The organism is Sphingobacterium sp. GVS05A, assembly GCF_019969845.1.
GTDB lineage: Bacteria > Bacteroidota > Bacteroidia > Sphingobacteriales > Sphingobacteriaceae > Sphingobacterium.
The window spans coordinates 109848-135342 of sequence record NZ_JAHXYR010000002.1 but is presented as its reverse complement, the minus strand read 5'-3'; the positions used below and the strand labels follow the sequence as shown (position 1 = coordinate 135342).

The window sequence follows — 25495 nt, the reverse complement described above, 5'->3', positions numbered from 1 at the left end:
TGTTTATTTAACTAACTTTTTGCAGTCCAGGCTTCGACCTGCAGCTGTTTTACAAAATCTTCGGTTTCCTTAGGATAAACATTCCTAAAATTAGAATTTTCGTCCAGCGTTACATCTACAATGCAATCTGCCATGCCTTGTGGATCCAATTGATTATTCAACGATTCAGCGATGCCATCAAATACAGCATGTGGTGTGAAATTGACTTCAGGATCATACCAGCGGAATATACTATCCACACCACGGTCATTGAATCCTGTACCATATACACCGGGATTACATGTGGCGATCTTAATGTTAAAGTCTGCTAGTTCAGTTTTTAATCCTTCTGCAATCGCTTCCATCGCGTGTTTTGAAGCGCAATAAGCCGCCACATAGGGCACTGTCCAAAGGCCACCCATTGAAGTTGTGAACACAATCTTGCCCGGCTTTTTCTGGGCAATAAATTTTTTGATAAATCCTTGTGCGAGCTCAAGACCTCCAAATACATTGACATCAAACATAGCACGGATTAAGTCCATTGGCTGTTCAGCAATTGGTCCACCTTCCATGATGCCAGCATTGCTGATCAGGATATCAATATCATATTTCTTGTGAATATAAGCTAGATCCCGAGGGTCGGTGACGTCTAATTTGTCAACAATAAGCTTGATTCCTTTTTCGGTGGCCTCACGTATTAAGTCGCTTACCTGTGGATAAACCTGTGCGGTTGCAATTACTTTGTAACCTTTGCTTGCCAGATCAAATGCAGCAATTTTTCCAAAACCGCTTGCGGCTCCTGTTATTAATATTGTTTTACTCATTTTTTTAATCTAAATGGTTTAGGCTAAGTTACCTGAGTTTTCATGTTGAAAGTGTTTCTATATGGTTCAATTTTATATTGTTCAATGGTTCAATCTTCCAATGCGAAAACGTATAGCCCTGAAGACGCGGCTAAATTCGGAGCGATCCTGAGATCTGGCTTTTTCTGTTTTTCAAGGGAGCAGGTAAGAGATTCTTTTCCAAATAATACTTATTTCATAGTTATATTATTCGTATTTGAAACAGACTTTATTCGCTTTTATCCGAACGAGGTCCGAGTAAAGGCCCTATGAAATCGCTAGATGATAGGAGCCAATCCATACTTTGTTTCCTCGTTATTTTAAGACAAAGGACAATTTGCAAAATCCACGGGGAGGCAATTGCTGCGGCCTGCTCATTTTTTAATTTTCTTCTGAAATAAGCAAAACCGTTTTAGTTTTTTTATATTTGTTTTATTCAATCTTATGGATGTATCAATAGCTAAGCTGTAGGCGTGTTGGAGTTTCACTTTTTCGGAATGCCAGCGCGCGTTTATTATCCGATTCTATGGTGATAATAAATGTATTGAATGAACCTAAGATGGATAGAGGATAACCAAATACGATAAAGCTATAGCATTTTTACTTTTCAACGAAGGGGATAGTTCTTGCTATTTTGTCATCACTATGAGAGAAAGGTCCAAGATTTGGTGACCCATTTTTTATATTTTCACCAGAGTGACAATGTATAAACCGAGATATGATCATATTGAAGAGAAGGAAAACCTGTTGGCCCTGCGTTCGGGCTGCCAAACAGCTTTTCGTCAAATTTATACCCTCTACAGTGGCCGAATCTATCTCAACATTCGTAAAATGGTCAAGTCCGAACAGGATGCTGCCGAGCTTTTACAGGAAGTTTTTATAAAAGTATGGGATAAGCGGGAGCTAATTGATCCCGAACAGTCTTTTCGATCCTATCTGTTTCAGATTGCTAAATACACCGTATATAACTTTATCCGTAAAAATAATCTGGAGAAACAGATTCAAGCCTACCTTAGTCGCCATAATACACAATTGTATAGCCACGTAGAAGAACAATTAGACGAGAAACAGGATGAACAATGGCTCTCCCAGACGATTGAACAGCTTCCACCCCAACGCAGACTGATCTATAAGCTTTGTAAGATCGAAGGTAAAAGCTACGCGGAAGTAAGTACCTTATTAAGAATCTCGACTTCCACAATCAATGACCATATTGTAAAGGCTACCAAATATATCAAAGAAAGACACGGTGTTTTGGATAAATCCACGCTGCTAATAGCCTCTTTTATACTTCTTCAACATCATTGATCCCTATTATTTTCTTTAGGCTGAAAAAATATAAAATAAAATTGCAACGGGAGCAGATGATCGTTGCTTTTGAAGTGTATTAGCTAAAAAGAAGATAACCAATTGTGGAAAAAAAAATACTTCAATATACGTTAAGGCAGTATATATATGGGGAACTCAGTGAGGAAAATTCGCGCGCTTTTCTGTCTTATATAAAATCGGGGGAAGACCGAATACTGATCCAGGAACTGATCCAGGAAGTCCTGGATGATCCTGTAGATCGGGTCTTGCTCCAGGATCCCGAACTTCTGCTGGTATTGGATAACACCTGGGAGCAATTACATCTTCAGATAAATAAACCAAAAGCGAGATCATTGTGGTCCTGGAAACGTATTGCCGCTGTTGCCGCTGCTGTCATTGGAATATCGTTTGCTGGTTGGTGGTTTTTTGATGGTGTAAGTGGTTCCGTAAATCAACAGTCTAAGCAAGAGTTGATATCACCAGGAAAACAATCTGCGACCTTAACCCTGGCCAATGGCGATCAGATTCGCTTACAGGAGACCATGAATGGACAGATTGCAGATGAAATGGGTATCAAGATTTCTAAAAGTAATGATGGACAATTGATCTACGAAGTGGGGAAAAATGCGGGTGCTGGGTCTGGCAATCACATATTATCAACAACCAAAGGAGAAACCTATCGGATTAAGTTACCAGATGGTACACAGGTATGGCTCAATGCTGCTTCAGCCCTTAAGTATCCAATGCAGTTTGCCCATAAAGGGAAAAGGGAAGTGGAATTGGTAGGAGAAGCCTATTTTGAGGTAGCAAAGGATCCCAAGCATCCTTTTATTGTCAATACATCCGGTCAACAGATCAAAGTACTGGGAACTCATTTTAATGTAAATAGCTACGCCGATGAACCAGCATTGCGAACTACACTTTTGGAAGGAAGTGTCGAAGTATCCTCCAGCAACCGAAAACTGAAGTTACTTCCTGGACAACAATCGAGCCTTAATGCCAACGGAACGCTTAAATTACAGCAAGTAGATACAGCTCCAATAATTGCGTGGACCAATCACGAATTTATGTTTGATGAGGATGATATCGAAAGTGTAATGCGCAAAATAGCACGCTGGTATAATGTGGATGTAATCTATCAGGGGAAAAAAACAACAGAGAAGTTCGGCGGAGGGATATCCCGATTTGATAACGTAAAGCAAGTCTTAAATCTGCTTGAAAATACGGGGGCAGTCCATTTCAGGATTGAAGGGAAAAACCTATATGTTCTTCCGTAATTATTTAATAAATCATTGATTATAAATACCTAAAAAAGCAACTGATGAATAGAAATATACAAAACGAATAGTCACCACGGTGGGCTATAAGAAAGCAACCAAGATCCCGAAGGACTCGGTTGCTGTTTGGGACAATTAAATTTTAACTATCCAATCTGCATTATATTTCTGTTTTGGACGACTCGAATATACTGCAAATCAAACCTTGCAAATGTATCAAAATTATATCAGAAAAAAGGTGATAGCATATTTGCTATTCCGTAAACTATGGCTTATTATGCGATTGACGACCATAATTATCTTGGTTACTTTTATGCAGGTTAGCGCTTCGACTTTTGCACAAAAGGTAACATTGGAATACTCCAATATGAGCCTTAAAAGAATATTTAAGGACCTCAAGTCACAGACAGGGTACAATTTTCTCTATACAGAACGGCAAATGTCGGCGGCTAAACCTGTCAATATAAAAGTAAAAGACCGCATGTTGTCAGATGTACTGGTTCAGCTTTTTGCAGATCAGCCGCTGTCGTATCAGATGGACAGCAAGACAATCGTCATTCGGGACAAGCCCCGGTCTACAAGCATAAGCCCATCAGTACAGCAAGCGACGGTGCCAGCTCAGGCAATGATCAAGGGACGGGTGACCAATGAGCGTGGTGAAGCGCTTGCCAACGTTTCCGTTCGCGTAAAAGGAAATGAATCAGCTGGAACTTCCACTGCCGCTGATGGTAGTTTTACGATCAGTAATCTTTCTCCAAAATCCACGCTGATATTTTCCTCTGTCGGGTACGATCAGCAGCTTGTGGAGTTGGCCGCTATGCGTACAGAGGAATTGGGACAGTTACATGTACTGATGAAAAGTAGCAATAGCCAGCTGGAAGAAGTTATCGTTATCGGATATGGTACCACGACACGGCAGCGCGTTGTCGGTGCCGTCGATCAGATCGGTGCAAAGACCTTTCAGGACCGACCGGTCGGCAACGTCACACAGGCCCTTCAGGGCGCTTCCCCAAGTTTGACCATTCAACAGAAAAGTATGGATCCAAACGATAATTCAATGAACATCAATATCCGTGGAATATCTACGGTAAATAGTAATGCCCCACTAGTAGTGATTGACGGAATTATTACCGAAGGTGGAACACTGAACAAGATCAATCCGGACGATATCGAAACAGTATCTGTACTCAAAGATGCAGGTTCCACAGCTATTTACGGCTCACGGTCAGCAAATGGTGTCATCTTGGTAACCACAAAAACGGGACGCCAAAATCAGAAACCCTCGGTTACAATTGGCACGCAATGGGGTGTGCAACAACCCAAAATCTTGTTTTCCCCAGTCGCTGGCTATGAAAACGCGACCTTACGTAATCTCGCGCTCACCAACTCAGGAATGGATCCACAGTTTTCACCAGAAGCGATTGCTGATCTGTATGCACATCAGGATATCGAAAAATGGAATTTGCCGGAAATCATGAAAAATTCGTTTCAACAAAAATATAATATCAACGTCACGGGTGGTGGTGAAAAAAGTTCTTATCTATTTTCAGGAGGCTTTTATAATCAGCCTAGCAATTTTGTTGGACAGGATTTTGGGATAAAACGCTATAATCTACGGACTAATCTCAGTACTGAGATCGGCCGTTTTAAACTGACCTCAATTTTAGCGTATACACGTAACAACAATATGAGCAATACAGCCGGAAGTGCTATCATCAATGCTTCTCGCCTCCCTTCTTATTATTATTATCGAATGCGGGCAGATAATGGAAAATATCTGGTCAATAACGCACTCACAGATCAAAATCCACTGGCTGAACTTAATGAAGGTGGTTATATTAAAAATGACAATGATTATTTTAACATCAATCTGAATCTCGAGGCAAAGCTGTTCGACGGTCTGAAGCTGCGTGGTATTTTTGGCGCAGATATCTACGCAGACCATCGTTTTATCAGACGGATCCAAGTACCCTTGTATTCCAACCCTGACGCATTGCAGCCACAGGTGTTCGTAAATTCAGATCGTAATACAGAAGATTTTAATGAAAAAGCTTCTTTGCTGAATTTTCAGTTATTGCTGGATTATGATAAGACCTTCGGGAGTCATCATGTTTCAGGTTTGATTGGGGCATCCAATGAGTCCTATACACGTAGACAAAATGAACTTAAAATGAAGTTTACCGATCCAGTGCTGGGAACACCGACTACCGGAACGGTGATCGATCCCGCCAGTGCTCGTGTCACACCAAATGGTACTTTACAGAATAGCATCAACTCAATCTTCGGTCGTGCCGGATATGACTTTGAAAGTAAGTATTTTGCCGAATTCAGCTTTCGCTACGATGGATCTTCCAAGTTTTCAAAAGCAAACCGCTGGGGATTCTTTCCCTCAGGATCACTTGGATGGCGAGCATCGGAAGAGCGTTTTATGAATTGGTATAAGGAGCATGTCGGTAGCCTCAAGATTCGGTCCACTTATGGTGTATTGGGAAACCAGGCCGTGGATGATTATTCATATTATTTTACTTATGAATCCTATCCAAACAGCTATGGATTTAATAATAAGCCAGTAGCTGCCGCGGGATTTAACTATGCCAGTTTAGATTTGCGCTGGGAGAAAACCTATAATTTCAATGTTGGCCTTGATGCAACTTTCTTTCAGGATAAGCTGACAGCAAGCTTTGATTACTTTAAGAAGCGAACAGTAGATATTCTGATGTCACCACAGATCCCATCCGTGTTTGGCACCTCATTAAAAAACCAGAATTTGGGCGAAATGAACAATGAAGGCTGGGAAATCAATCTGACCTATCACGCTAAAACAGGCGAGTTTCAGCATCAGATCAATGCCAATATAGGTGACAGTCACAATAAGATTGTCTCCATGCCAGGAGATGACCGGATTTCAACAGTAGATAATATTACCAAATTGACACGTGTCGGCCTGCCGTACAATTCATATTATGGCTACAAAATGGCTGGACTCTTCCAGAATATTTCGGATATCGAGACCTCGGCCCTGCCAAGTGGTATCACTGCCGCGGACTTGCGACCAGGAGATGTCAAATATGTGGATCGCAATAATGATGGAATGATCGATGCACGGGATAGATTTGTCCTGGGGAATGGTTTCCCACGATTTACATTCGGCCTGACCTATAACCTCAGTTATAAGGATTTTGATTTTAGCATGTTCTGGCAAGGTGTTGGTAAACGGGATATGATGATCCGCGGTGAACTGATCGAGCCCTTTCACCAGAATTATTCGTATGCTATTTATCAACATCAACTTGATTACTGGACGCCGACAAATATTGATGGGCAGTGGCCTCGACTTACAGCCAATGGATCTACAGCCTCAACAAACAACTTTGGGAAAGATTCTGATCTCTATCTTTTCAATGGGAAGTATGCACGTCTGAAAAATCTCCAAATAGGATATACATTACCAAAGAATGTCACATCCAAATTGGGGCTACAACGGGTACGCTTTTTTGTTAATGCCCAAAATTTGCTGACATTGAGTAAAAACTCCTGGATAGACCCCGAATCTTCCGAATTTGACTCCAATATGGGAGGTGCAGCCAATAGTGCCCGCAATTATCCAACGTTGAAATATTATGGCGGCGGATTAAATATTCAATTCTAACCATTTATGTGATGAGACTATATAAATTACTTATAGGAGGCTTGAGTTTAATGGCTGTGGTTCATTTCACTTCCTGCAATAAGTTGGATACCTTGCCAACAGATAGATTTACGGATGAGAACTTTTGGGATTATCCAGAAAATGCAGAAAAAATGGTCAACATGGCCTATAATCAACTCTTCTCAGCCGACCGATTATGGAATGATGAAGCGCTAAGTGATAATATTTTTGAAGGGCGGTCAAATACCGACCAACGCGCTATCCGCAATGGAATTGCTGACCCTACCTTGGGACGTTTTGCTTCGGAATGGTCCGATCTCTATGGCGGCATCAAGACCTGTCACGTCTACCTTGAAAATGTAGATCGTGTCCCCGGAATGGATGCTGTGCTCAAAAAACGCCGGATTGCGGAGGTACGATTTATCCGTGCATTCCTCTATTTTAGACTGGTCAATTTTTACGGCGATGTTCCTTTCTTTACCAAAGACATATCCCTAGAGGAATCTAAAATCGTTCCAAGGACGGCCAAGGCAACCGTCATGGCATTTATCCATCAGGAATTGGATGAATGCATGGCTGATCTGCCCAGCAAAGATGTTTTGCCTGCAGATGATAGAGGCCGAATTACAAAAGGTGCGGCTTCAGCTTTTCAGGCACGGGCTTTTCTCTATGAGAGCAACTGGAACAAAGTATTGCAGTATTGTGAGAACTTGATTAAGAAACAAGGGGAATTTGGGACATATGCGCTTTTCGATAGTTATCCGGAATTGTTTACTGCAGCAAAAGAATACAATTCGGAGGTTATTCTGGATTACGGCTATGTACCGCAGTTGAAAACCTGGAATAAACTCTATGATGCCGCCCCGATCTCTGCTCAGGCGCGACTGAACGGCTATGCCCCTTTGCAGAGCCTTGTTGACAACTATATCACCCTTGATGGAAATACCATAAGCGCGGATCCTAACTACAACAGTGATAATCCTTACATAAATCGAGACCCACGGATGGCGGCAACTATTGTTTTTCATGGCGGCCAATGGACTGACTTTGATGGGACAGTTCGTAAGATTTTTATCAAGCCAGGCTCCGGAGGAACAGATAAAGAGCGCTTGGACGAATATCAGGGAGCGAGTGCTAATGCTTCTGCAACCGGCTATTATGTAAAGAAATATTACGATGTGACAGCAACGGTAAAATACGATGCCGGGCTCAATATTATTATGTTCAGATATGCTGATATCTTATTGATGTATGCCGAAGCGAAAGAGGCGCTGGGGCAGCTCGATGCCGCAATTTGGGATATGACAATCAAACCTATCCGCAAAAGAGCTGGCTTTGTGGTGGGCAAAGCACTGGACTTTCCTATGACCGGTGATCTGAAAACGATCGTACGAAATGAACGAAGAAGCGAACTCGCTTTGGAGGGGCTACGTTACTATGATATCGTACGTTGGAAAGCAGGTAAAACCTTTCTGGACGGACAGGTAACTGGTGCTAAATATGGTGGTAACAATAGCTATATCAAATTGGATATTAGACGATTTGACGAGAGTAGAGATTATCTATGGTCGGTGCCAAGGACACAGATTGACCTGAATAAAAACCTATTGCCCAATAATCAAGGCTATTCAAACTAAAATTTAATCGAAACAAACCGTTGCAAACGATAGCGGGAACAACGTCCGTTTTGAACTACAAAATTAAAGATAAAGACATGAAATGGTATTTTAAAGTTATAGCAATGCTCGCATTGGTTGCGAACATCGTTTCCTGCAAAAAAGACGATATGAAATACTCGGATGCGGATGTATCCGCTGTGGAGAATTTATATGCACCGACAGATGGGAAGGCAGTCAAATTATTGAGCTCGAGTTCTGCGGCTCTGTATTTTGAATGGGAGTCTGCGCTGGTCGCCGATGGGGGAGCAGCCCAATATGAAGTTGTTTTTGATAAGCTAAATGGCGATTTCAGCAAGCCGCTATATACCGTTACTTCCGACAATAATGGGAATTCAAATGGCGCAAATATCAGTCACAAAATATTGAATCAGGTGGCTGCCAAAGCTGGGATAGAACCCGGTGCAAGTGGCGACATCAGTTGGTCCGTGTATTCCATACGAGGCATGAAACGTGTGCTGAGTAAAGTGAAAAAAAATCTGAACATCAAAACGCTGGAAGGGTTTGCAGATATTCCAGACGAATTGTTTATCACCGGTGAAGGTGCTGAGAACGGTACCGCCATTGCTCAAGCAATACCGTTTAAGCTTGTTGGTAATGGTGAATATGAGATTTTCACAAAATTGGAAGCTGGTAAAAAATATATCTTTACAGATCGTAAATCGGCAGATGGACGTGTATTCTATTCCGAAGATCAAACCAAGATAAAAGAAGAAGAGACCGGCAGCAATACCGTTGCCAAGACTGCGGTGTATCGAATTCGAATTGATTTCAACGTTTCGACGATTACCTATTCTGAAATCAAAAGCATGGGCGTTTATTTCTCACCTTCAGGTGCGGTGGTACTGGATCTCCCTTATCAAGGCAAGGGTATCTGGTCGGCAACAGGTGTTATCAACTTTAAGCAGGAAAGCTGGGGTCGCGATCAACGTTATAAGTTCCAGATGGAAACGGTCAAGGCAGGAAAGGCAGAGACTGTGCAATTGGGGACCCAGACGGGTACCGATAGCCCACCAAACAGTTCTTCAGCCCCATCGTATTACTTTGTCCGTATATTACCTAATCTTTCGCAATGGGATGACAAATGGAAATTTGTGGATGCTGTAGATGGGCGTCCGACCAAAATCTCCATGATCTTACAAGGGGACAAAGATTATACACATGCAGTAGTTCCAAATTAAAAAGAGGAAATGATGAAGAAAATAGTGATAATCTCATCCATGCTGTTCTTACTGTTTGGGTGCACAAAAGTCGAGGATACCTATCTATACGACGATACGATTCAGGAATCTTGGACAGAGGTCGCTACGCAGGTGTCCGACAAAATGATCTCTGGTTTCTGGAATGAAGCGGGATATTTTAACAACGCCATCAACCAATCGGATCAGGGCTTTCAATACTGGCCCAATGCCCACGCGATGGACGTAGTTATTGATGCTTATCAACGGACGAAGGACGCTAAATACAGCGCCTATTTCAGTAAGTGGTTTGAAGGTGTCAAGGTTAAAAATGGCAACACTTACTATAATGTATTCTATGATGATATGGAGTGGAATGCCTTGACTATGCTGCGACTATACGAGACGACTAAGGAGCAAAAATATCTCGATGCGGTCCTGCTTTTATGGACCGATATTTTGAAAGCCTGGAATGAACAATATGCTGGCGGTGGATTGGCCTGGCGCAAGGATATGTTATACAGCAAGAATGCCTGTTCTAATGGACCTGCTAGCATTCTTGCGGCTAGACTTTATAATTTAACAAAAAATGAAAACTACCTGACCTGGGCCAAAAAGATCTATGAATGGCAGAAGGCAACCTTATATAACCCTTCTTCAGGTGCAGTGTATGATAATATCAATGGAGAGACAGATGCGGTTGATGTAACCACGTTGACCTATAATCAGGGAACTTTTCTTGGTACGGCTGTGGAGCTTTTTAAGATTACCAAAGATCAGATCTATCTGGTCGATGCGCAGAAAATTAGCTATTACACCATTACCCGCTGTATAGATGTGGGGAATAATATTTTGCGCGATGAAGGTAATGGTGACGGTGCGCTGTTTAAGGGTATATTCATCCGGTATTTTGTTGAATATTTGAACCTGGAGGGAATCGATGCAGATTATCGCGCAAAGTTTGAGAAGTTTTTGGTTAACAACGGTAAAATTGCCTGGACCAAAGGAACCAGCTTACCGACGCTATTATTTGGCTCTTCCTGGTCTCAGCCGCCGATTGGTAATAGCGAAATTTCAGCCTACGCCAGTGCTGCCATGCTGTTTGAAGGGCTGGCACGCTATCAGATAAGGTCAAAATAACAGATTGAATACCTCGGAGCCATTAGATGAACATTAGTTCCTGATGGCTTCATTAAACTAATAGATGCAGATGAAACAAATAAATCGGATAACGACGACATTACTTTTGACAGGATTATGTTATTTGACGACGCATGCACAAGTTAAAAAAGATCAATTTTCCGATCGTGCGCAAAAGACCCTAGATGTGGTCTACGACAAATATGGGGGCGCTGAAAATAAACTATTGATCGAAAAATATCCTTTTGATGAAAATTTTAAAGCAGATTATCTGAATAATAACGAACAAGCAGGGCAGCAGAAAAAATACGCCTATCTCTGGCCTTTCTCAGGCAGTTTCTCGGCCGTAAATGCATTGATGGAGCTGTCAAAGGATAAAGCCGACCATCAGAAAGTATTGGATCAAAAGGTACTGGTAGGACTCCATGAATATAGAGACGAACAGCGTGTACCTGTAGGTTATGCCTCTTATATCAATTCTGCACCGGCATCAGACCGTTTTTACGATGACAATATATGGTTGGGTATTGATTTTACCGATAGCTATATCCAGACCAAAAAAGCTGATTACCTCAAAAATGCAAAAGAAATATGGGGTTTTGTGAAGAGTGGTGAAGATAACAAGCTGGGCGGTGGTATTTATTGGTGTGAGCAAAAAAAGGAATCCAAAAATGCCTGTTCGAATGCCCCAGCAGCTGTGTTTGCCCTAAAACTGTTTGAAGCAACCAAGGAGAAGAATTACCTAAATGAAGGTCGACGTCTATATGAATGGACAAAAGCAGGTTTGCAAGATCCAGATGACAAGCTGTATTGGGATAATATACATCTAAATGGTAAGGTAGATAAAGCCAAATATTCCTATAATTCAGGCCAGATGTTGCAGGCTGCGGCCTTGCTTTATAAACTGACGAAGGAAAAAAAGTATCTGATGGATGCGCAGCAGCTTGCTGAAGCTTGTTTAAGCTATTTTTTTCAAATCAGAGATGGAATTGATTTTCCAATCTTAAAAAACAGTAATGTCTGGTTCCATGCAGTAATGATGCGGGGATATATCAGTTTGTTCGAACAGGATGGGAATAGAAAATACATGGACATTTTTGCGAAAAATCTTGATCTGGCATGGCTTAACATGCGCGATCAGGATGGGCTGTTTGATGCAGATTGGACATTGGAGAAACCAAAAAAATCCAAGTGGTTATTGGATCAATGTGCTTTTGTGGAGATGTACGGCCGCTTAGCAAAATTCGGGTATTAGTAGTTTCTAAACAAAACAAATCATTACGGCTGATCACAGATGGGGCGTAAGTTTATTTAGGGCCACATTTCACAATGTGGCCTTTTTGTTGCGCCTTAAGATTACTTTCCTATGGTTTTATGTAAATGAAAGAATATTATTTTATAGCTTTGTTAATTTAAAATCCATCGCTTAGGAGCTTATTGCACTCGCAGGCCTGGGTGTTCTTGGGATCTGTTAAACACTTATAGTCGTTGGCAGGGGCTATATTAGGCGGTTTACGTTGTTTGGTAAATGCTTTGTTTTCAGTTTTTCATTGATGATTGCTTGGTATAAAAGTCATAAGTGGCTTTTGCGATGTCGGCGATAATTTTCTCGTTTGCATCGAAATTTTCCTTTGATTCACTCACAAAAACACTAATAATAAAATGCTCACCATTTGGTAAAAAGACAATACCAATGTTGTTTACAGCTGCAGTAATGCCAGTTGTTTTATTTGTTCCGGACCAACCGGTTTTATGAGCTACAATTGTTCCTTTGGGTAATTGTCCCTTTATTCGATTTGCCCCAGTTGTTGTTTCTATATTAGTCTTCCAAAAAAAATCATAACTGTTTTTTGAAAGTAAATTGTTCTTGTTCTCATAAAACATTTTTATCGTCTCACTTGCTGCTTTTGGGGTAGTCCAATTTTGAAACATATTTTCCCACTTGGCCTGCATCTCTTCTTCATTATATGTAATTTGTATTTCTTTGATATTGTTCTTTTTGAAATAATCTTCAACGGTTTTGGGCGTTCCGATCAGTCGTATCAGCACATCGCAAGCGGTATTGTCGCTATGGGAAACAGCATATTGAATTAATTTTTCAATTGTAAAACTTCCACCATTGGGATTTTCATCTCTCAGTGGACTCCAAAAATCCGCTGGTAGAAGCTCATCTTTACCTACCTCTATTTTTTTTCCTAAAGAAAGGTTTCCTTTGTCAATTTCAGACAGCACAGCCAATGCGATATGGAATTTAAAAACACTTTGCATTGGAAACCGCCGATCTCCGTTTAAGGAGATGGTGTCCTGACCATTATTTCCGATGATTGAAACACCAACAATTGCATCTTTATCTGAAACGATCTGAGCTATTTTATTCCGTAATAAATCTGTCTTTTTATTCGATGTATAGCAACTTACCAATAATAAGAATAGAGGTGCCAATTGTAATAGTCTTCTCATGTTCGTTTGTATTTACATTTTATTATCTAAGCTTTTACAAGTCAGTTAAATGATTGTTGATAACTCTAAATTATCAAAAAAATAATATACCCCGAGTAAATAGTATGTTTAATTCAGACTCTTTCTCTTAGCGTTTACTCGTACAGTAATTATTCTGGAACAAGTACATTGCCGTTTTTAGGATAAATGTTATTTTCGTATAAATGAAAGCAACATGAGTATAGCATTGATACTGAATAGTGGCCGGGCTGAAGAGTGGAAGTTCGAGATCAATAAACATTTACCCGAAATAAAAGTTGAGATCTATCCTGAGATCGAAAATAATGATGAGGTCGAGTTTGCACTTTGTTGGAAGCCTGAGGCAGATTATTATACTCATTTTCCCAATCTAAAAGTTATCCAGTCTGGAGGTGCCGGGATAGATCATTTATTTCCTAAATCAATACCTTCACATATCCATACCTGCAGGATTGTAGATCCCATGTTAAAAAGCGATATGTTTGAGCATATTTTGACATGTTTGATGCATTCGATGAAGAATTTTTCGGCTTATGCAACAGAAAAAGCGAAACAACATTGGCAGCCCCTCGTATATAAATCCATTGGTCAAACCTGTGTAACGATTTTAGGATTAGGTGAAATTGGGGGTTATGTAGCTGAAAGGTTAGCCCAGTTGGGTTTCAACGTCAACGGATGGTCCAATTCACCTAAAAATCTTCAAGGGGTAACCTCTTTCACGGGGATTGCGGGACTTGGCCTGGCCGTTGAGAAAACAGATTTTATTGTGAATGTTTTGCCATTGACTGATGCGACAAGAGGAATTCTAAACCATGATCTTTTCAGTTTATGTCCCAAGGGAACAGTTCTACTTAACGTCGGTAGAGGCGAACATCTTGTTGATGAAGACTTATTAGAAGCGATCGCTAAGAAACAAATTGCTAACGCTTACCTCGATGTATTTCATCAGGAACCATTAGCCCAAGATCATCCGTTCTGGAATTGCAGTTCTATTTTTATAACGCCACATGTTGCGAGTAGGACAAACATTAGTTCTTCGGTCCTGCAGGTAGTGGATAATTATAGAAGAATGACCGAAGGACGACCTTTACTCAACGAAGTCTCTTTGGAAAAAGGTTATTAAAAGATGGAGCTATGCTCGGAGCGCTCACCGCTACATTTTCGTCATTCACCGAGTTTTTCGTAATGTTAGTCTAAAGGCTGTATGCTATGGGCCTATTGTGTTGTAGTTTTGATTCAGAATCTACAAGGAAATGATGCAACAATATCAATATCCTTACGACAATTAGAAAAGAAACTAAAAAACTAACAATATAAAATAAAGACATTATGAAAGCATTAGTAAAAACATTCGCAGTAGCAGCCTTGATCGCGGTATCCACTTTCGCTATGGCAGCTGAAGGACCAGGTTCAAAATCAACAAAAGCAGACGTTAACCTTTCAACTGCAGGCTTCGCCCTAGAACACTATGTTGCGGTAATAACCGAAGGCCAGTCGGCAGGAGTAGAGCAGGTATTTGCTGCCGATTTCAGCCAAAAGGTTCAATCTTCTTCCAATGGGGGAACACATAGCCGTGAAGAAGTCGTTAAATACTTGAAAAAACAAAAAGGTGAGAAGCTAAACTGTACAGTAACTAGCGATATCATCGAAGAGTCAGCGGATTTTATGGTAGCCAAGGTCACTTTAGCTTTTGAAGAATTCACGAAGACTGATCTTGTGACTTTGGTACGTGAAGGTAATTGCTGGAAAGTATCCAAATCAATCAATTCTTATAAATAAAAAGCCATCTCTAGTAAATATATAACAGTTACAAAGCCACATCGAAAGATGTGGCTTTGTAGTATCTTGAGAAGATCACTAAAAGTCAAAGTAAGCATGATACAAGTTTACATAAGTATCGCCTACGCTTTTGATTCATCCGGTAGTGAAATCGTAGCATGAGGATATTAGGAAACAGTATTGTTGTCCTTGTATTTTATTAGATTTTCATTTAAAAGTTTCAAAAGCTCTCTATGACCTATATTCATATTGCCATTGCTCACGCTATAAGGTGAACCATAATTCATATTAAATTGCATCATTTTCTTTTTAATCTTATTAGACTCCTGTTGTATTACTGCATCACTATTTTTTATCAGTATAATAATAATTGGATTTGAATAGATCGAAATTTCTTTAAACCCAATAATATCTTGCCATAAGATAAATGTTTTGTATTTATCGCCGATATCCAGTCCCTGATCTGTAATCTCAAGCAAGAGATGGTTTGCGAGTAGATACCGGACGGACACAATCGCTGCGAAACCAAAAAATAATATACATATTATGCCGAGTGCTCTCGTTAATATAGGCTCCCTGTCAAAACTCTCAGGATACATGACAAAGAAAATACCGCCCATAACAAACAATAGCGATCCAAGTAAAATTAATGCTGTTTTCCTTTTGTTGCTATAGAGCTTAATTGTATTATCCAGTTTATTCATTTTGTAAAATTACTTTTCTATTGTATCTTCTTCATTAGACGCCTGTCTTTTAAGTGTACTGAACCGAGCAGATAAGAAGGCTTGGTCATACGCTCCCCAGGGATTTCTTATAAAAACTTGTATATTTTATTTCCTGGGGCCCCACGTTGTGTACCAATAATGCGAGGCAAGAAAAAATAAACAGCGATCATCGATATTTCGTAAGTCCAACAGATTTATACATTTGATTGATAGATTCTAATATTATGGTTTTGAGAAACAAAGATCAAACTAGTTATCGACTCGGTCTCTTTTACAGCAAAAAAAATCAATTGAGCGTCTGAAGATCAAAATCAAGCCTATTAAAAATAGATAAATTTCAACATCTGCGCAATAGCAGTAAAGAAATCACCCGCCCATTTCTACCATTCACCGAGTTTTCCTGTCCGTTGGTCTAATGCCCATAGGCTAGGGACCTATTGTGTCATAATTTTGATTCATAATCTACAAGGAAATGATGCAACAATATCAATATCCTTGCGAAAATTAGAAAAGAAACTAAAAACTAACAATATAAAATAAAGGCATTATGAACCATCACGAACGCTTTCAAATGGCACTCATGATAGCTTTATCACCAATAAAAAATAAGGTCGTCAGCATTCACCAAATAGTTAATCTCTTGTTAGACTCTTGATGTGCTGTACGTATGCGGACAATCTGTTTATAAACTGTTCATATGCGTACATTTCTTTTTAGAATAAGATTTTAAAAAGGCCATTATAGAGCTTAGGAGGTACAAATGGCCTCATTGCGGCAACTGGTATAGTATTTGGCACGCGGTTGATAAAATGGATTCTATTTGCTTTTCACCGAGTTTGGACGATCATCTGTCTAACTTCCGTAGGCTAAATACATATAGAATCTGATTTTTAGATTAACAAGTAAGAATATAGACCATCATGAGCATAGATGGAAACGCTTATGATAGCTTCATCGCAAATAAAAGACAAATTATTTAGATGAAAAACGAACACAACGAAATAGAGACATTATGAAAAGATTAGTAAAAACATTTACAGCCGCCGCCTTATTGGCGTTATCCACATGCACAATGGCAGCTGAGGGACCGGGCTCCAAATCAGAAAAAGTAACCGTTAACCTTTCTACGGCAGACTTGGCCTTGGATCACTATGTTGCGGTAACGACAAAGGGAGAATCAGCGGGTGTGGAGCAGTTATTTGCCGAAGATTTCAGTCAAAAGATCCAGGCTTCCAATGTATCGACCTACGGACGCAATGCTGTGATCAACTCTTTGAAAAAACAAAAGGGAGAAATCCTGAACTGCAAAGTGAATATCAAGATCGTCGAAAAATCGACAGATTATATGATTGCAAAAATTGTACTAAAATTTGACAACTTTAGCATGACTGATCTTGTGACTTTGGTTTACGAGAATGAGAATTGGAAGGTGTCCAAGTCAATTTATTCCTATCAATAAGAGCCATCTCAATAAATATATAAATGTTGTAGAGCCATGTCGGAAGATGTGTTTTTTTCGTTTTTAGTAGAAAAATTAGTCGTCAGCTTGGTAATAAGATCATTAGCCAGATTAGAAGTCAAGCTCTCTTGTCACAAATATTGATAAAATTTGTGACAAAAATCAATACATAATCAGGAGTTAAATACTATTTCACATCTGAGATTCAAAAGACTCGGATTGTTTCTTTTGAATCTGATTACTGATAGAAAAATACTTACTATCGTTATATACTTTTGTTTAAGAGATCCTGAAACTACCTGTGCATGCGCAAATACCAGCAACAGGTATTGCCTAAGCCACCCTACGAACTGCTTAATTTTTTTCCCACTCATATACTTGCTCTACACTGCCACGAACTTTTTTGCGTTCCACGGTTACACCTTCAATCAGGGGCATTTTGCTCATCATCATGCGCATCCGCTCTTCGTTTTCGAGATCTTCTTTTTTTATGTAGCTCTCCAGGCTGAGCTTAGGCAGCGCATTCATGTATTTTTCGTTAACGGGTACATCACCTATGTAGGGGTATTCAATTTCTTTAAGCAGCCAGTAGTGAGGGTTGGCCCCTTCGTTGTATAGCATTACGATAAGACCGGGCAGACCACCAAATTTGTAAGGCCCGGCAGGCACCGGAATATCGTTAGTATAATAGGCGACTAGGGTAGTGCCACGGTAAGTGGTGGTGGCCTTGTGGCATATATGTTTGCCTAGGGTATCGATATCGGTGTAGCTGGTGTTCCACACTAAGGGCGGAAAATCGTCGCTAACGAAGTAGTTGCTGCCTTTGAGCGAGCGGGTTTCGAGCAGTTTGGGCGCATTACTTTTTTGGATAATGATGTTTCTGTAGGTTTTGCCCATATCTAGTGTAATCGACATGCTACCACTCAGTTCCTCATCATTGGAATTGTCAGTGGCCTGGGGTTTGGGCTGTGGCAGCGAATCGCGAACGGACGTTTTTACCCCGTCCTGAAAATAAACCTCTTCCCGAAAAGTAGCCATGGGCGATGGCAGGTATTGGTATACAGCCTTTAGCTTTTGTCCATGGGAAACCGTTGTGGCCAGTGACAATAGAAAGAATAAAAAGTATTTGTTCATGATCGTTAGATTTGGAAAAGCGAGGCCTGAGCCCCGCTTAAATTTTTGCATTTGTAATTAGAATGAAATATATTCCTAGACTATATCCCTAGTTCTCCATGAGCAAGCATATGTCTATAAACCGCTTTGCAAGTGCTGAAGAATCCTGAACAAGAATTTTCTACATAGGTCTGCGAAGTGAAGGTGTCAATCACTTGACCACTACTATTGTAAACATTTAGCGTGTAAACACATTTTGTCAACATGCTTTTGCTTTCCTTTGCCGCTTCGGTAGCTTTAACCGGGGTGTTGTTTTTGGCTAGCTTGTAAGCGGTTGTTTTTACATTTGCATTTTCTTTGGGAGCATTTGCGTCCGTGCCGGCAAATGCTGCAGTTGATAGCGCAGCTACGGCTACCAAGCTCATCAATAATTTTTTCATTTTTTTAAGTTTTGTTGTTTAACCATACATGCTTTTGGGACATGTTTTAATTATCTGAGAATAAAAGTAGGAGAAGGAAATGAATTGATTTAGACCGTTTGGAATTCGCAAGGGCTGATCTATTATTCGCGCTTACTTATTCGATTTTAGTTTTTTTGTACTTGGTGACTCCTTTGCCCAATTGGGAGAAAGCCCTACAGCAGGCTCACCATGGGGAAACAATATTTATAAACTCAGCATCGCGATTTTGTCTAATACCAAAGATAAAGAGGAAACAAAAGGGGGGAGGAGAGGTAGGTAGCCTTAACGATAAGCGGATTCGGTAAAGATTGAAGCTATTTGTAAAAACGAAAGCAGGGCATAGGCCCCGCTTTCGTTTTTGATATCTGTTAAACAATAATTTATAATAGTTTTATTTAAGTTGTCTGCTTGTATGAACAAAAAGACCAGCTGTTTGCAACTCAACCATGCATCGCTGCCAAGAATTGCGCACAATCGCTAGCTGAAGACGTATAATCCGTGTAGACCGCGCTACCTAACAGAACAACAGCTGTAAATACTTACTTTGAAATTACAGCGGACGAATGCTACAGTAGCTTCTGTGGATTCTTTGGTAACCCGAACTGATTGTTGGCAAGGCGGTGGGTAGTTGTTTCACACTTGCCTTTTCTTTGGGAGCTTTTTCAGTTGTATCAGCAAATGTCCAGTTTATAGCACAGCGAGAGCTATTATACTCATCAATAATTTTTTACTGTTTTTAAGTTTTTGTTTAACTATATATGCCTTTTTGAGGTATTATTTGATTATCTAGAAATAAAAGTAGGGACAGGAAAGTATCTGATCACTTGTGGTTTGCCAGTAATAAAAGACAAACCACTAGTGAATCATATGTTTATTGAAGGCTACGTCGTGAGATGTGGCTTTTTTACGTCAAAAGGGCCTGATTCTCATCAGACCCTTTCTCTTAGCGTTTATTTGTACAGTAATTTTTATGTTTCCTATCGTTTCCTCTTTTTTGTTTCGTCATCCAATGTTTTTAAAGACAATTGGATTTTCACTGTACTACGCCAATTTTTATGTTGAACCTTTCTTTCGAAAGGCTGCCTGTAGCCGTTTTGTATAGTAAGAACAATAGCCAGTTCAAAATAGTTTTATAAAATTCTTACTAACTCCAGTTTTAATTCAAAAAAAAACTTATGCTCTTAGTGAAGTACAGGTTGGACTAGTAAAACATTCGCAGCAGCATTTAATTATCAACTAGATCATACAGAGCGGGATTAATCATAAGTTTTGGGCATTGAAGGACAACTATTCATAAAATACCTTCAGCTGCTCCAGTCTCTTTTTTACCAGCTTGTTCTTCATCGGTTCAAATCCCATGATTTCTTTACTGTTCTGTTTAACGGATATCTGAAACGGCTGGTTTAGCTTTGCTGTTAAATGATAGATAGATACCAACTCTGCGAGGTCTTCAAACCATGCGGCTGTACTGTAAAGTGAAGCAAAGGGCGTTTTTTGAAGCTCTTTGTAAATTTTCGGCACATCAGAAACCGGTACCTGCTTTCCGCTTCGGAAGCGTGTGGTTGCCAGCAAAGGGCTGATGAACGCTTTCTCGGGTACGTTTGAGGTATGCCAGATGCCCCGGGTAAATGCTGTGGGTGTTACCACTGTATCGCCTTCACCGGAGTGAGGTGTAAGTGCCAGTACTGCATCCACCACATGCGTTGCCTCGTGAAGCAATACGTACACCATAGCATCCAACTCGCCGGCGTCAATAGTTATCTCCATCCCGCTGTCTTTAGGAAAGGTATAGTATGTGTGCTCCTTCCATGTGGCCCATTTGGAAACAGTTTCATTAATGATTTCCGCACGAAAAGTGATGTTGAATTTTTGGATTGAATCGGCTGTTTCAACAGGGGACGTAAGTGCCGTATTGGGCATATTATCCATGAAACTTATGCTGTGCAAATGTTGTTTCAGAATTTTACCATGCAGTGGCGACAGCGTGGTAAAAGCTTTTGCTACCTTGTCTTTTTCTTTGGCCGTCAGTATGTGATTCACAGGTTGCATTCCTGCTTCGCGAAACTTGCTGAAAACTTCGTCCGGTGCAGGTTGTATTCGTGCTGCTAATGCTGCCAAGGACTGGCTTTCCGGAATTTGGGCGTGAAGAGCCATCGGGGTAAAAAGAGAAAAAAATAAGTAAGTAAAGAATCTGCGCATCATTTGAATTTTGTATTGAAATAACAACGACTGAATTTAATTTATGGCAAGAAATTTTGCTCTGAATGCTGACGGCGTTTCACCTGATTTCTGCACAAATAGCCTGCTGAAGTAAGCCGGGTCTTCATATCCCAGTTCATAGCCAACCTCTTTTGCCGTCAGATTGGTATGTACCAGTAGCCGTTTTGCTTCTAACAAAATCCTGTTTTTAATCACATCATTAGGCTGTGGCAGATTGAGCCTTTTAAATTTATGGCTAATCGTTTTTGGAGCCATAAACAGCAGTTCGGCATAATCGGCAACATGGTGCTTTTCCTTATAATGTTCGTCAACCAACAACGTAAACTTCCTGAAAAACTCCAGGTCGCTGTTCTGTTCGGTAAGTTCTTTATCCAGATTTTGTTTTTTCCACAAACGTGCGGATTTGATGAACAATTGTTTGAGATAGGTACGAAGCATCTCTTCCAACGAGGTATCATTTAACCCGAACTCATCCCCCATCTGTCCGAAAATATAGCTAAAGAAAGGAATTTCGCCATTGTCCAATTCTACCATCGGCATATTGTAGATATTGCTGAACAGCAATCCGTTACAGGCCACTTCCTCATCATGTATCTGGATACAATAAAAATCGCGGTTGTAAAAAATGAAGTGTCCCTCTTCTTTTCCCAACTTCTTTATATATAGGTGCTGATTGGGGCTTACAAAAAATAGGGATGGCTGTTTTACGGAATATTCAGCGAGATCAACCTGTAATTCTGCTCCCTTTGGAAGAAGCAGTACTTTTATGTATTGCTTATAATTCTTGCTATTAATGGAATCAACATTTCCTTCATGCAACGATATAAGCCCTATGGTTTTTAGGTCGCTCCGAAATACTTTTTCACTTGCCATATTGGTAAACTAATAGGGTTAAAAATACAAATCTTAGTTTAAATAGAAACTGGAGAACACAATATTCTTGCTCTCCAGTTTTACAATTCATCATGATTTTGCAAATTTCTCCAGCTCGGTATTGAATTTTTCCATTTCTTCCACAAACAAGGCATGACCGCTGTTTTCAAACCGGATAAGCGTTGCATTTTTTATACCTTTTTGTAATTGTTCAGCCCAAACAAGCGGACAGTTTTTATCATACACTCCCTGAAATATGGTCACAGGAATATTGATTTTTGAAAGCTGAGGGCCTAGGTCCAAACCGCTGAGTGCGGTGATAGATTCTGTCATGGCATAAGGAGAGGCCTGCAAGTTGATATTCTCCAACCATTTTTCTACGTTTTTAGAAATATTGCCTTCTTTTGCCACGAAACCTGCACCGAAACTGGCGATCAGATCCTGCCTTTGTGTTTTGGTCGCGTTTATCAATCCTTCTACAGCTGCATCCGGCAATCCGTCAGGAAAACCTTCCCGTTGTTTCCACGATGGTGCGGCTGCCCCAAACAGAGCTAGCTTGCTTATATGGGCAGAGTTATATTTTGTTACATAATGCAGCACCACTGCACCGCCGAGCGAAAACCCTCCAAGCGTAGCATTTTGTATGTTCAGTTTTTCCAGAACCACTTTTATATCGTCGGAAAAGACATCAAAGTCATACTTTCCGTAAGGTTTATCTGATTTTCCAAAACCACGAAGTGTAATTCCAATCACTCTGAAGCCTCTGCGTGATAGATATTGGTATTGGTATTCGTACATTTCATCACTCAATGGCCATCCGTGAATCAATACGATAGGTTTACCTTCGCCAAGGTCTGTTACGTGGAGCTTTACTCCCTTTTCGACTTCGATGTATTCTGCTCTTCCGGCAGAAGCTGGTACTCTTTTCCCTTGAGCAAAAAGATAGGTGCTAAATAAAGTCATAACTAAGCTGATTGTTGCAATAATTGTTTTCATTTTTTTTTGTGTTTAAATTGTTTTAATATTATGATACAAAGATATATTCAGCTTGATTCGAATGGAATGGATAATGGTGGATATGTATTGTACTTTTTTCCCTAGTTAGGAATTCAAGGGCAATAGCAGCGAATGGAGATGTTTGGCAAATAACTATTTCTGACCATTACCTAGACAGGATTAATCTGCTTACACAGTTTAATGGAAACATCAGTCACTACAATCTGTTATCTAGTTTTGTTTGATTAATTAAATTTCATATCTTAAAGTTATAAACAGTTCAGTCAGATTATTGACTGTTCGTTAAGCTATATTTTTTGATTATAAACTGATATGATTTCTGCAGCTGCGCTGTGCGAATCATGAACTATTTTAACCGATATCCATATGAACCTAGAGTCAGCAGATCAACATTCCGTGTTACAGGTATTTCTCAGTGATACGCCAGAGGTTCCAAAACCACATTCCAATTTTCATTTATCAGTTCAGGGACCCATTGTTCATTTTCAGGAATATATCTTTGGTGATTCTACCGTCAAATGCCACTATCTCTATGGTAAAAACATTACCGTCTGCTTGTCCGCCTGTATTATGGAAGATGAAAAAGAAATATACACTATTCCCGCTCAGCCCATCGTCACCTTTCATATCCAAGTGTCTGAATACTGTCTTACTAGATTTGCCAATGGGCAGGAACAAAGCCGCTATACAAAGGGGCAATGTTGTTTATTTTGGCAGAATGATCATACTTTGGAATATGTATTACCACAGACAGAGTCTGATTATTTTGATTTGTATATCCGGCCCGGCCATTTGCTGGATATGGCAGACCGTTACCCGGTACTGAGGCAATTTGCAATGGAGGTGGCTACATCTTCATCTAGTGACATGGAATTTTTTGTAGATCGGATTGACCAACAACTATTGGACTCCATTGACGAAATGCTTCTTGAAGTTAAGAACTTTCAGGTAAGCGAACAGCGTTTTACCCATCTGTGTGAATGTCTTTTGCTCCAATGTATGGATATTCCCGTTAGCGTAGAGCCTCCGCCCGTATGTGCGGTCAAACGGGTTTTTAATAGCACTTTTGCTCATTTGGAAGATGATGTATTTACTAAGGAGCAAAATAGTGACTTAGGGATAATAGCCCGCTATTACAATAGAAATCAGCTGATCGAAAAGTTTTACGAGCTCAAACAAGAATATCTACGTCTCAAGCAGAAACGTGCCGAGAGTAAAGCACTCGTGAAGGAAGTCAAGGTCTGTTTTCAACAGATTATGGGCGATTCGGCAGATCGCTTGGCTGAGACGTACTTCTGGATCGCACAGCAGCTGCATGAGCAGAAGGAAAGATTTAGTCTGACCGAATATGAGAAACAAACCGTGGCCGAGGCGATTACTACTGTCTGCAATCAATCCTTTGAGCTGTGTACACCCGGTACACATCAGCTAGAGTTTTATACCAGTTATACCCAACGGCCCTATGCAGGTGATGTAGGGCAAGAAGAGTTTGGCCGGATATTGAATATGGTCGTCCCCAATTTGAATATTCCCCTCGACAAACTGGACGAAAGTAAAGAGGGGGGCGCGATCATTGATCAATACTTACAAGACCATCTCGGGTTTACACCCTTATCGCATTTTACAGAAAAAGGGGAAAGGGACAAACCTCCAAAAGTGGTTGAGCTTTATCATACCCTTATGCAACGAATGACCGATGAGCTTACGATTACAGATACCGGAGACATCCAAAAGAGCGATTTGATCCGCATTTTGGATTATGCTTATCAGCAGAACGATATAATTATGCTATTGATGTTTGAGATCGACCACCTGACAGATCAGGAGGATTACGTCAAGAGTCAAAAGTTCAATAAAATAAGTGCATGGCTGATGGTGTTGGATGAAACCATCGAAAATTGGTATGATCAGACCTGCAGCAAGGAGGAGGAGCAATACAGCGATTTGACGTATATTTATATGCGGTCAGGTAATAATATGAAGGCTGTAAAGCAGAAAATCAGAAAAACCAAGGAGATATATGACAAGATGGTGCCGGCACTTCTGAATGTTGGCTATGCCATGGAATCACAGACTAAAAAGAGCATGTTTATGCTGTTGGCCGAATCATTGATTATCACCGCTCGAAATCCTTTTGAAGAAGGAAGGAAGTAAATATGAAAAGCAAAAAGAAAATCAAAACTCCAGATAATGCGGATCAGGAGACGCATATATCACTAAAACAATTCTGTCTTTTATTCTCACTCTCTTATCGATGGGGGTGTAAAACGATTATCGATTCTGCAGATTATTTTGGGTAAGCTTGTCCTGATTCTATCCCG

At 40.3% G+C, this 25495-nt stretch carries 19 protein-coding genes; 11 read left to right on the top strand and 8 right to left on the bottom strand.

Features of this window, described 5'->3' with window-relative positions; translation table 11 throughout:
- Positions 1 to 11: 11 nt before the first annotated feature.
- Positions 12 to 803: an SDR family oxidoreductase gene (locus tag LC454_RS05350; protein ID WP_223580346.1), complete on the bottom strand. Its 792-nt coding sequence runs from the start codon at positions 801 to 803 to the stop codon at positions 12 to 14.
- Between the two features lie 720 nt (positions 804 to 1523).
- On the opposite strand from LC454_RS05350, the gene LC454_RS05345 reads away from it, so the two are divergent.
- The 7 genes from LC454_RS05345 to LC454_RS05315 all read left to right on the top strand — a co-directional run bounded on the left by LC454_RS05345 (position 1524) and on the right by LC454_RS05315 (position 12304).
- The gene (locus LC454_RS05345) at positions 1524 to 2129 is read left to right on the top strand and encodes an RNA polymerase sigma factor (RefSeq protein ID WP_223580344.1); all 606 of its coding nucleotides are present in this window, start codon (positions 1524 to 1526) and stop codon (positions 2127 to 2129) included.
- A 104-nt stretch (positions 2130 to 2233) separates the two neighbouring features.
- Positions 2234 to 3406 (top strand): FecR family protein, encoded by a 1173-nt coding sequence (locus tag LC454_RS26500; RefSeq protein ID WP_223580342.1) that lies wholly within the window; start codon positions 2234 to 2236, stop codon positions 3404 to 3406.
- A 238-nt stretch (positions 3407 to 3644) separates the two neighbouring features.
- Positions 3645 to 7055 carry a TonB-dependent receptor gene (locus tag LC454_RS05335; protein WP_223580340.1) on the top strand — a complete coding sequence of 1137 codons (3411 nt, stop codon included), beginning with the start codon at positions 3645 to 3647 and terminating at the stop codon, positions 7053 to 7055.
- Positions 7056 to 7066: 11 nt separating this feature from the next.
- Complete coding sequence (locus tag LC454_RS05330) at positions 7067 to 8692, top strand: RagB/SusD family nutrient uptake outer membrane protein (RefSeq protein WP_223580338.1); 1626 nt, start codon at positions 7067 to 7069, stop codon at positions 8690 to 8692.
- Positions 8693 to 8769: 77 nt separating this feature from the next.
- The gene (locus LC454_RS05325; RefSeq protein WP_223580336.1) at positions 8770 to 9912 is read left to right on the top strand and encodes a SusE domain-containing protein; all 1143 of its coding nucleotides are present in this window, start codon (positions 8770 to 8772) and stop codon (positions 9910 to 9912) included.
- A 9-nt stretch (positions 9913 to 9921) separates the two neighbouring features.
- Positions 9922 to 11049, top strand: coding sequence for a glycoside hydrolase family 76 protein (locus LC454_RS05320; RefSeq protein WP_223580334.1), 1128 nt, complete (start codon positions 9922 to 9924; stop codon positions 11047 to 11049).
- Positions 11050 to 11119: 70 nt separating this feature from the next.
- On the top strand, positions 11120 to 12304 hold the full coding sequence (locus LC454_RS05315; protein ID WP_223580332.1) for a glycoside hydrolase family 76 protein: 1185 nt from the start codon (positions 11120 to 11122) through the stop codon (positions 12302 to 12304).
- A gap of 284 nt (positions 12305 to 12588) precedes the next feature.
- Here LC454_RS05315 and bla read toward each other — a convergent pair whose 3' ends face one another.
- Positions 12589 to 13509: a class A beta-lactamase, subclass A2 gene (bla, locus tag LC454_RS05310; RefSeq protein WP_223580330.1), complete on the bottom strand. Its 921-nt coding sequence runs from the start codon at positions 13507 to 13509 to the stop codon at positions 12589 to 12591.
- A gap of 214 nt (positions 13510 to 13723) precedes the next feature.
- Between bla and LC454_RS05305 the strand changes: the two genes are divergently transcribed.
- Together LC454_RS05305 and LC454_RS05300 are read left to right on the top strand one after the other, a co-directional pair.
- Positions 13724 to 14650 carry a 2-hydroxyacid dehydrogenase gene (locus tag LC454_RS05305; protein WP_223580328.1) on the top strand — a complete coding sequence of 309 codons (927 nt, stop codon included), beginning with the start codon at positions 13724 to 13726 and terminating at the stop codon, positions 14648 to 14650.
- 206 nt (positions 14651 to 14856) lie between these two features.
- Entirely contained in the window at positions 14857 to 15306 is a 450-nt protein-coding gene (locus LC454_RS05300; RefSeq protein ID WP_223580326.1) for a nuclear transport factor 2 family protein, read from the top strand.
- A gap of 167 nt (positions 15307 to 15473) precedes the next feature.
- On the opposite strand, the gene LC454_RS05295 is transcribed toward LC454_RS05300, so the two are convergent.
- Entirely contained in the window at positions 15474 to 16010 is a 537-nt protein-coding gene (locus LC454_RS05295; protein ID WP_223580324.1) for an STM3941 family protein, read from the bottom strand.
- A 1033-nt stretch (positions 16011 to 17043) separates the two neighbouring features.
- On the opposite strand from LC454_RS05295, the gene LC454_RS05290 reads away from it, so the two are divergent.
- Positions 17044 to 17490, top strand: coding sequence for a nuclear transport factor 2 family protein (locus LC454_RS05290; RefSeq protein ID WP_223580322.1), 447 nt, complete (start codon positions 17044 to 17046; stop codon positions 17488 to 17490).
- Positions 17491 to 17844: 354 nt separating this feature from the next.
- Here LC454_RS05290 and LC454_RS05285 read toward each other — a convergent pair whose 3' ends face one another.
- The 5 genes from LC454_RS05285 to LC454_RS05265 form a co-directional block, all read right to left on the bottom strand.
- On the bottom strand, positions 17845 to 18624 hold the full coding sequence (locus LC454_RS05285; RefSeq protein ID WP_223580320.1) for a GLPGLI family protein: 780 nt from the start codon (positions 18622 to 18624) through the stop codon (positions 17845 to 17847).
- A gap of 80 nt (positions 18625 to 18704) precedes the next feature.
- Positions 18705 to 19043 (bottom strand): hypothetical protein, encoded by a 339-nt coding sequence (locus LC454_RS05280; RefSeq protein WP_223580318.1) that lies wholly within the window; start codon positions 19041 to 19043, stop codon positions 18705 to 18707.
- 1308 nt (positions 19044 to 20351) lie between these two features.
- Positions 20352 to 21266, bottom strand: a complete 915-nt coding sequence (locus LC454_RS05275) for a hypothetical protein (RefSeq protein ID WP_223580316.1) — start codon at positions 21264 to 21266, stop codon at positions 20352 to 20354.
- 33 nt (positions 21267 to 21299) lie between these two features.
- Positions 21300 to 22157 carry a helix-turn-helix domain-containing protein gene (locus tag LC454_RS05270; RefSeq protein WP_223580314.1) on the bottom strand — a complete coding sequence of 286 codons (858 nt, stop codon included), beginning with the start codon at positions 22155 to 22157 and terminating at the stop codon, positions 21300 to 21302.
- A 90-nt stretch (positions 22158 to 22247) separates the two neighbouring features.
- Positions 22248 to 23153: an alpha/beta fold hydrolase gene (locus LC454_RS05265; protein WP_223580312.1), complete on the bottom strand. Its 906-nt coding sequence runs from the start codon at positions 23151 to 23153 to the stop codon at positions 22248 to 22250.
- A 387-nt stretch (positions 23154 to 23540) separates the two neighbouring features.
- Between LC454_RS05265 and LC454_RS05260 the strand changes: the two genes are divergently transcribed.
- On the top strand, positions 23541 to 25328 hold the full coding sequence (locus LC454_RS05260; protein ID WP_223580310.1) for a hypothetical protein: 1788 nt from the start codon (positions 23541 to 23543) through the stop codon (positions 25326 to 25328).
- Positions 25329 to 25495 lie beyond the last annotated feature (167 nt).

Coding starts and splice junctions, on each gene's coding strand:
- LC454_RS05350 (WP_223580346.1), bottom strand. CDS start 803: ATGAGTAAAACAATATTAATAACAGGAGCCGCAAGCGGTTTTGGAAAA.
- LC454_RS05345 (WP_223580344.1), top strand. CDS start 1,524: ATGTATAAACCGAGATATGATCATATTGAAGAGAAGGAAAACCTGTTG.
- LC454_RS05330 (WP_223580338.1), top strand. CDS start 7,067: ATGAGACTATATAAATTACTTATAGGAGGCTTGAGTTTAATGGCTGTG.
- LC454_RS05325 (WP_223580336.1), top strand. CDS start 8,770: ATGAAATGGTATTTTAAAGTTATAGCAATGCTCGCATTGGTTGCGAAC.
- LC454_RS05320 (WP_223580334.1), top strand. CDS start 9,922: ATGATGAAGAAAATAGTGATAATCTCATCCATGCTGTTCTTACTGTTT.
- LC454_RS05315 (WP_223580332.1), top strand. CDS start 11,120: ATGAAACAAATAAATCGGATAACGACGACATTACTTTTGACAGGATTA.
- bla (WP_223580330.1), bottom strand. CDS start 13,509: ATGAGAAGACTATTACAATTGGCACCTCTATTCTTATTATTGGTAAGT.
- LC454_RS05305 (WP_223580328.1), top strand. CDS start 13,724: ATGAGTATAGCATTGATACTGAATAGTGGCCGGGCTGAAGAGTGGAAG.
- LC454_RS05300 (WP_223580326.1), top strand. CDS start 14,857: ATGAAAGCATTAGTAAAAACATTCGCAGTAGCAGCCTTGATCGCGGTA.
- LC454_RS05295 (WP_223580324.1), bottom strand. CDS start 16,010: ATGAATAAACTGGATAATACAATTAAGCTCTATAGCAACAAAAGGAAA.
- LC454_RS05290 (WP_223580322.1), top strand. CDS start 17,044: ATGAAAAGATTAGTAAAAACATTTACAGCCGCCGCCTTATTGGCGTTA.
- LC454_RS05285 (WP_223580320.1), bottom strand. CDS start 18,624: ATGAACAAATACTTTTTATTCTTTCTATTGTCACTGGCCACAACGGTT.
- LC454_RS05280 (WP_223580318.1), bottom strand. CDS start 19,043: ATGAAAAAATTATTGATGAGCTTGGTAGCCGTAGCTGCGCTATCAACT.
- LC454_RS05275 (WP_223580316.1), bottom strand. CDS start 21,266: ATGATGCGCAGATTCTTTACTTACTTATTTTTTTCTCTTTTTACCCCG.
- LC454_RS05270 (WP_223580314.1), bottom strand. CDS start 22,157: ATGGCAAGTGAAAAAGTATTTCGGAGCGACCTAAAAACCATAGGGCTT.
- LC454_RS05265 (WP_223580312.1), bottom strand. CDS start 23,153: ATGAAAACAATTATTGCAACAATCAGCTTAGTTATGACTTTATTTAGC.
- LC454_RS05260 (WP_223580310.1), top strand. CDS start 23,541: ATGAACCTAGAGTCAGCAGATCAACATTCCGTGTTACAGGTATTTCTC.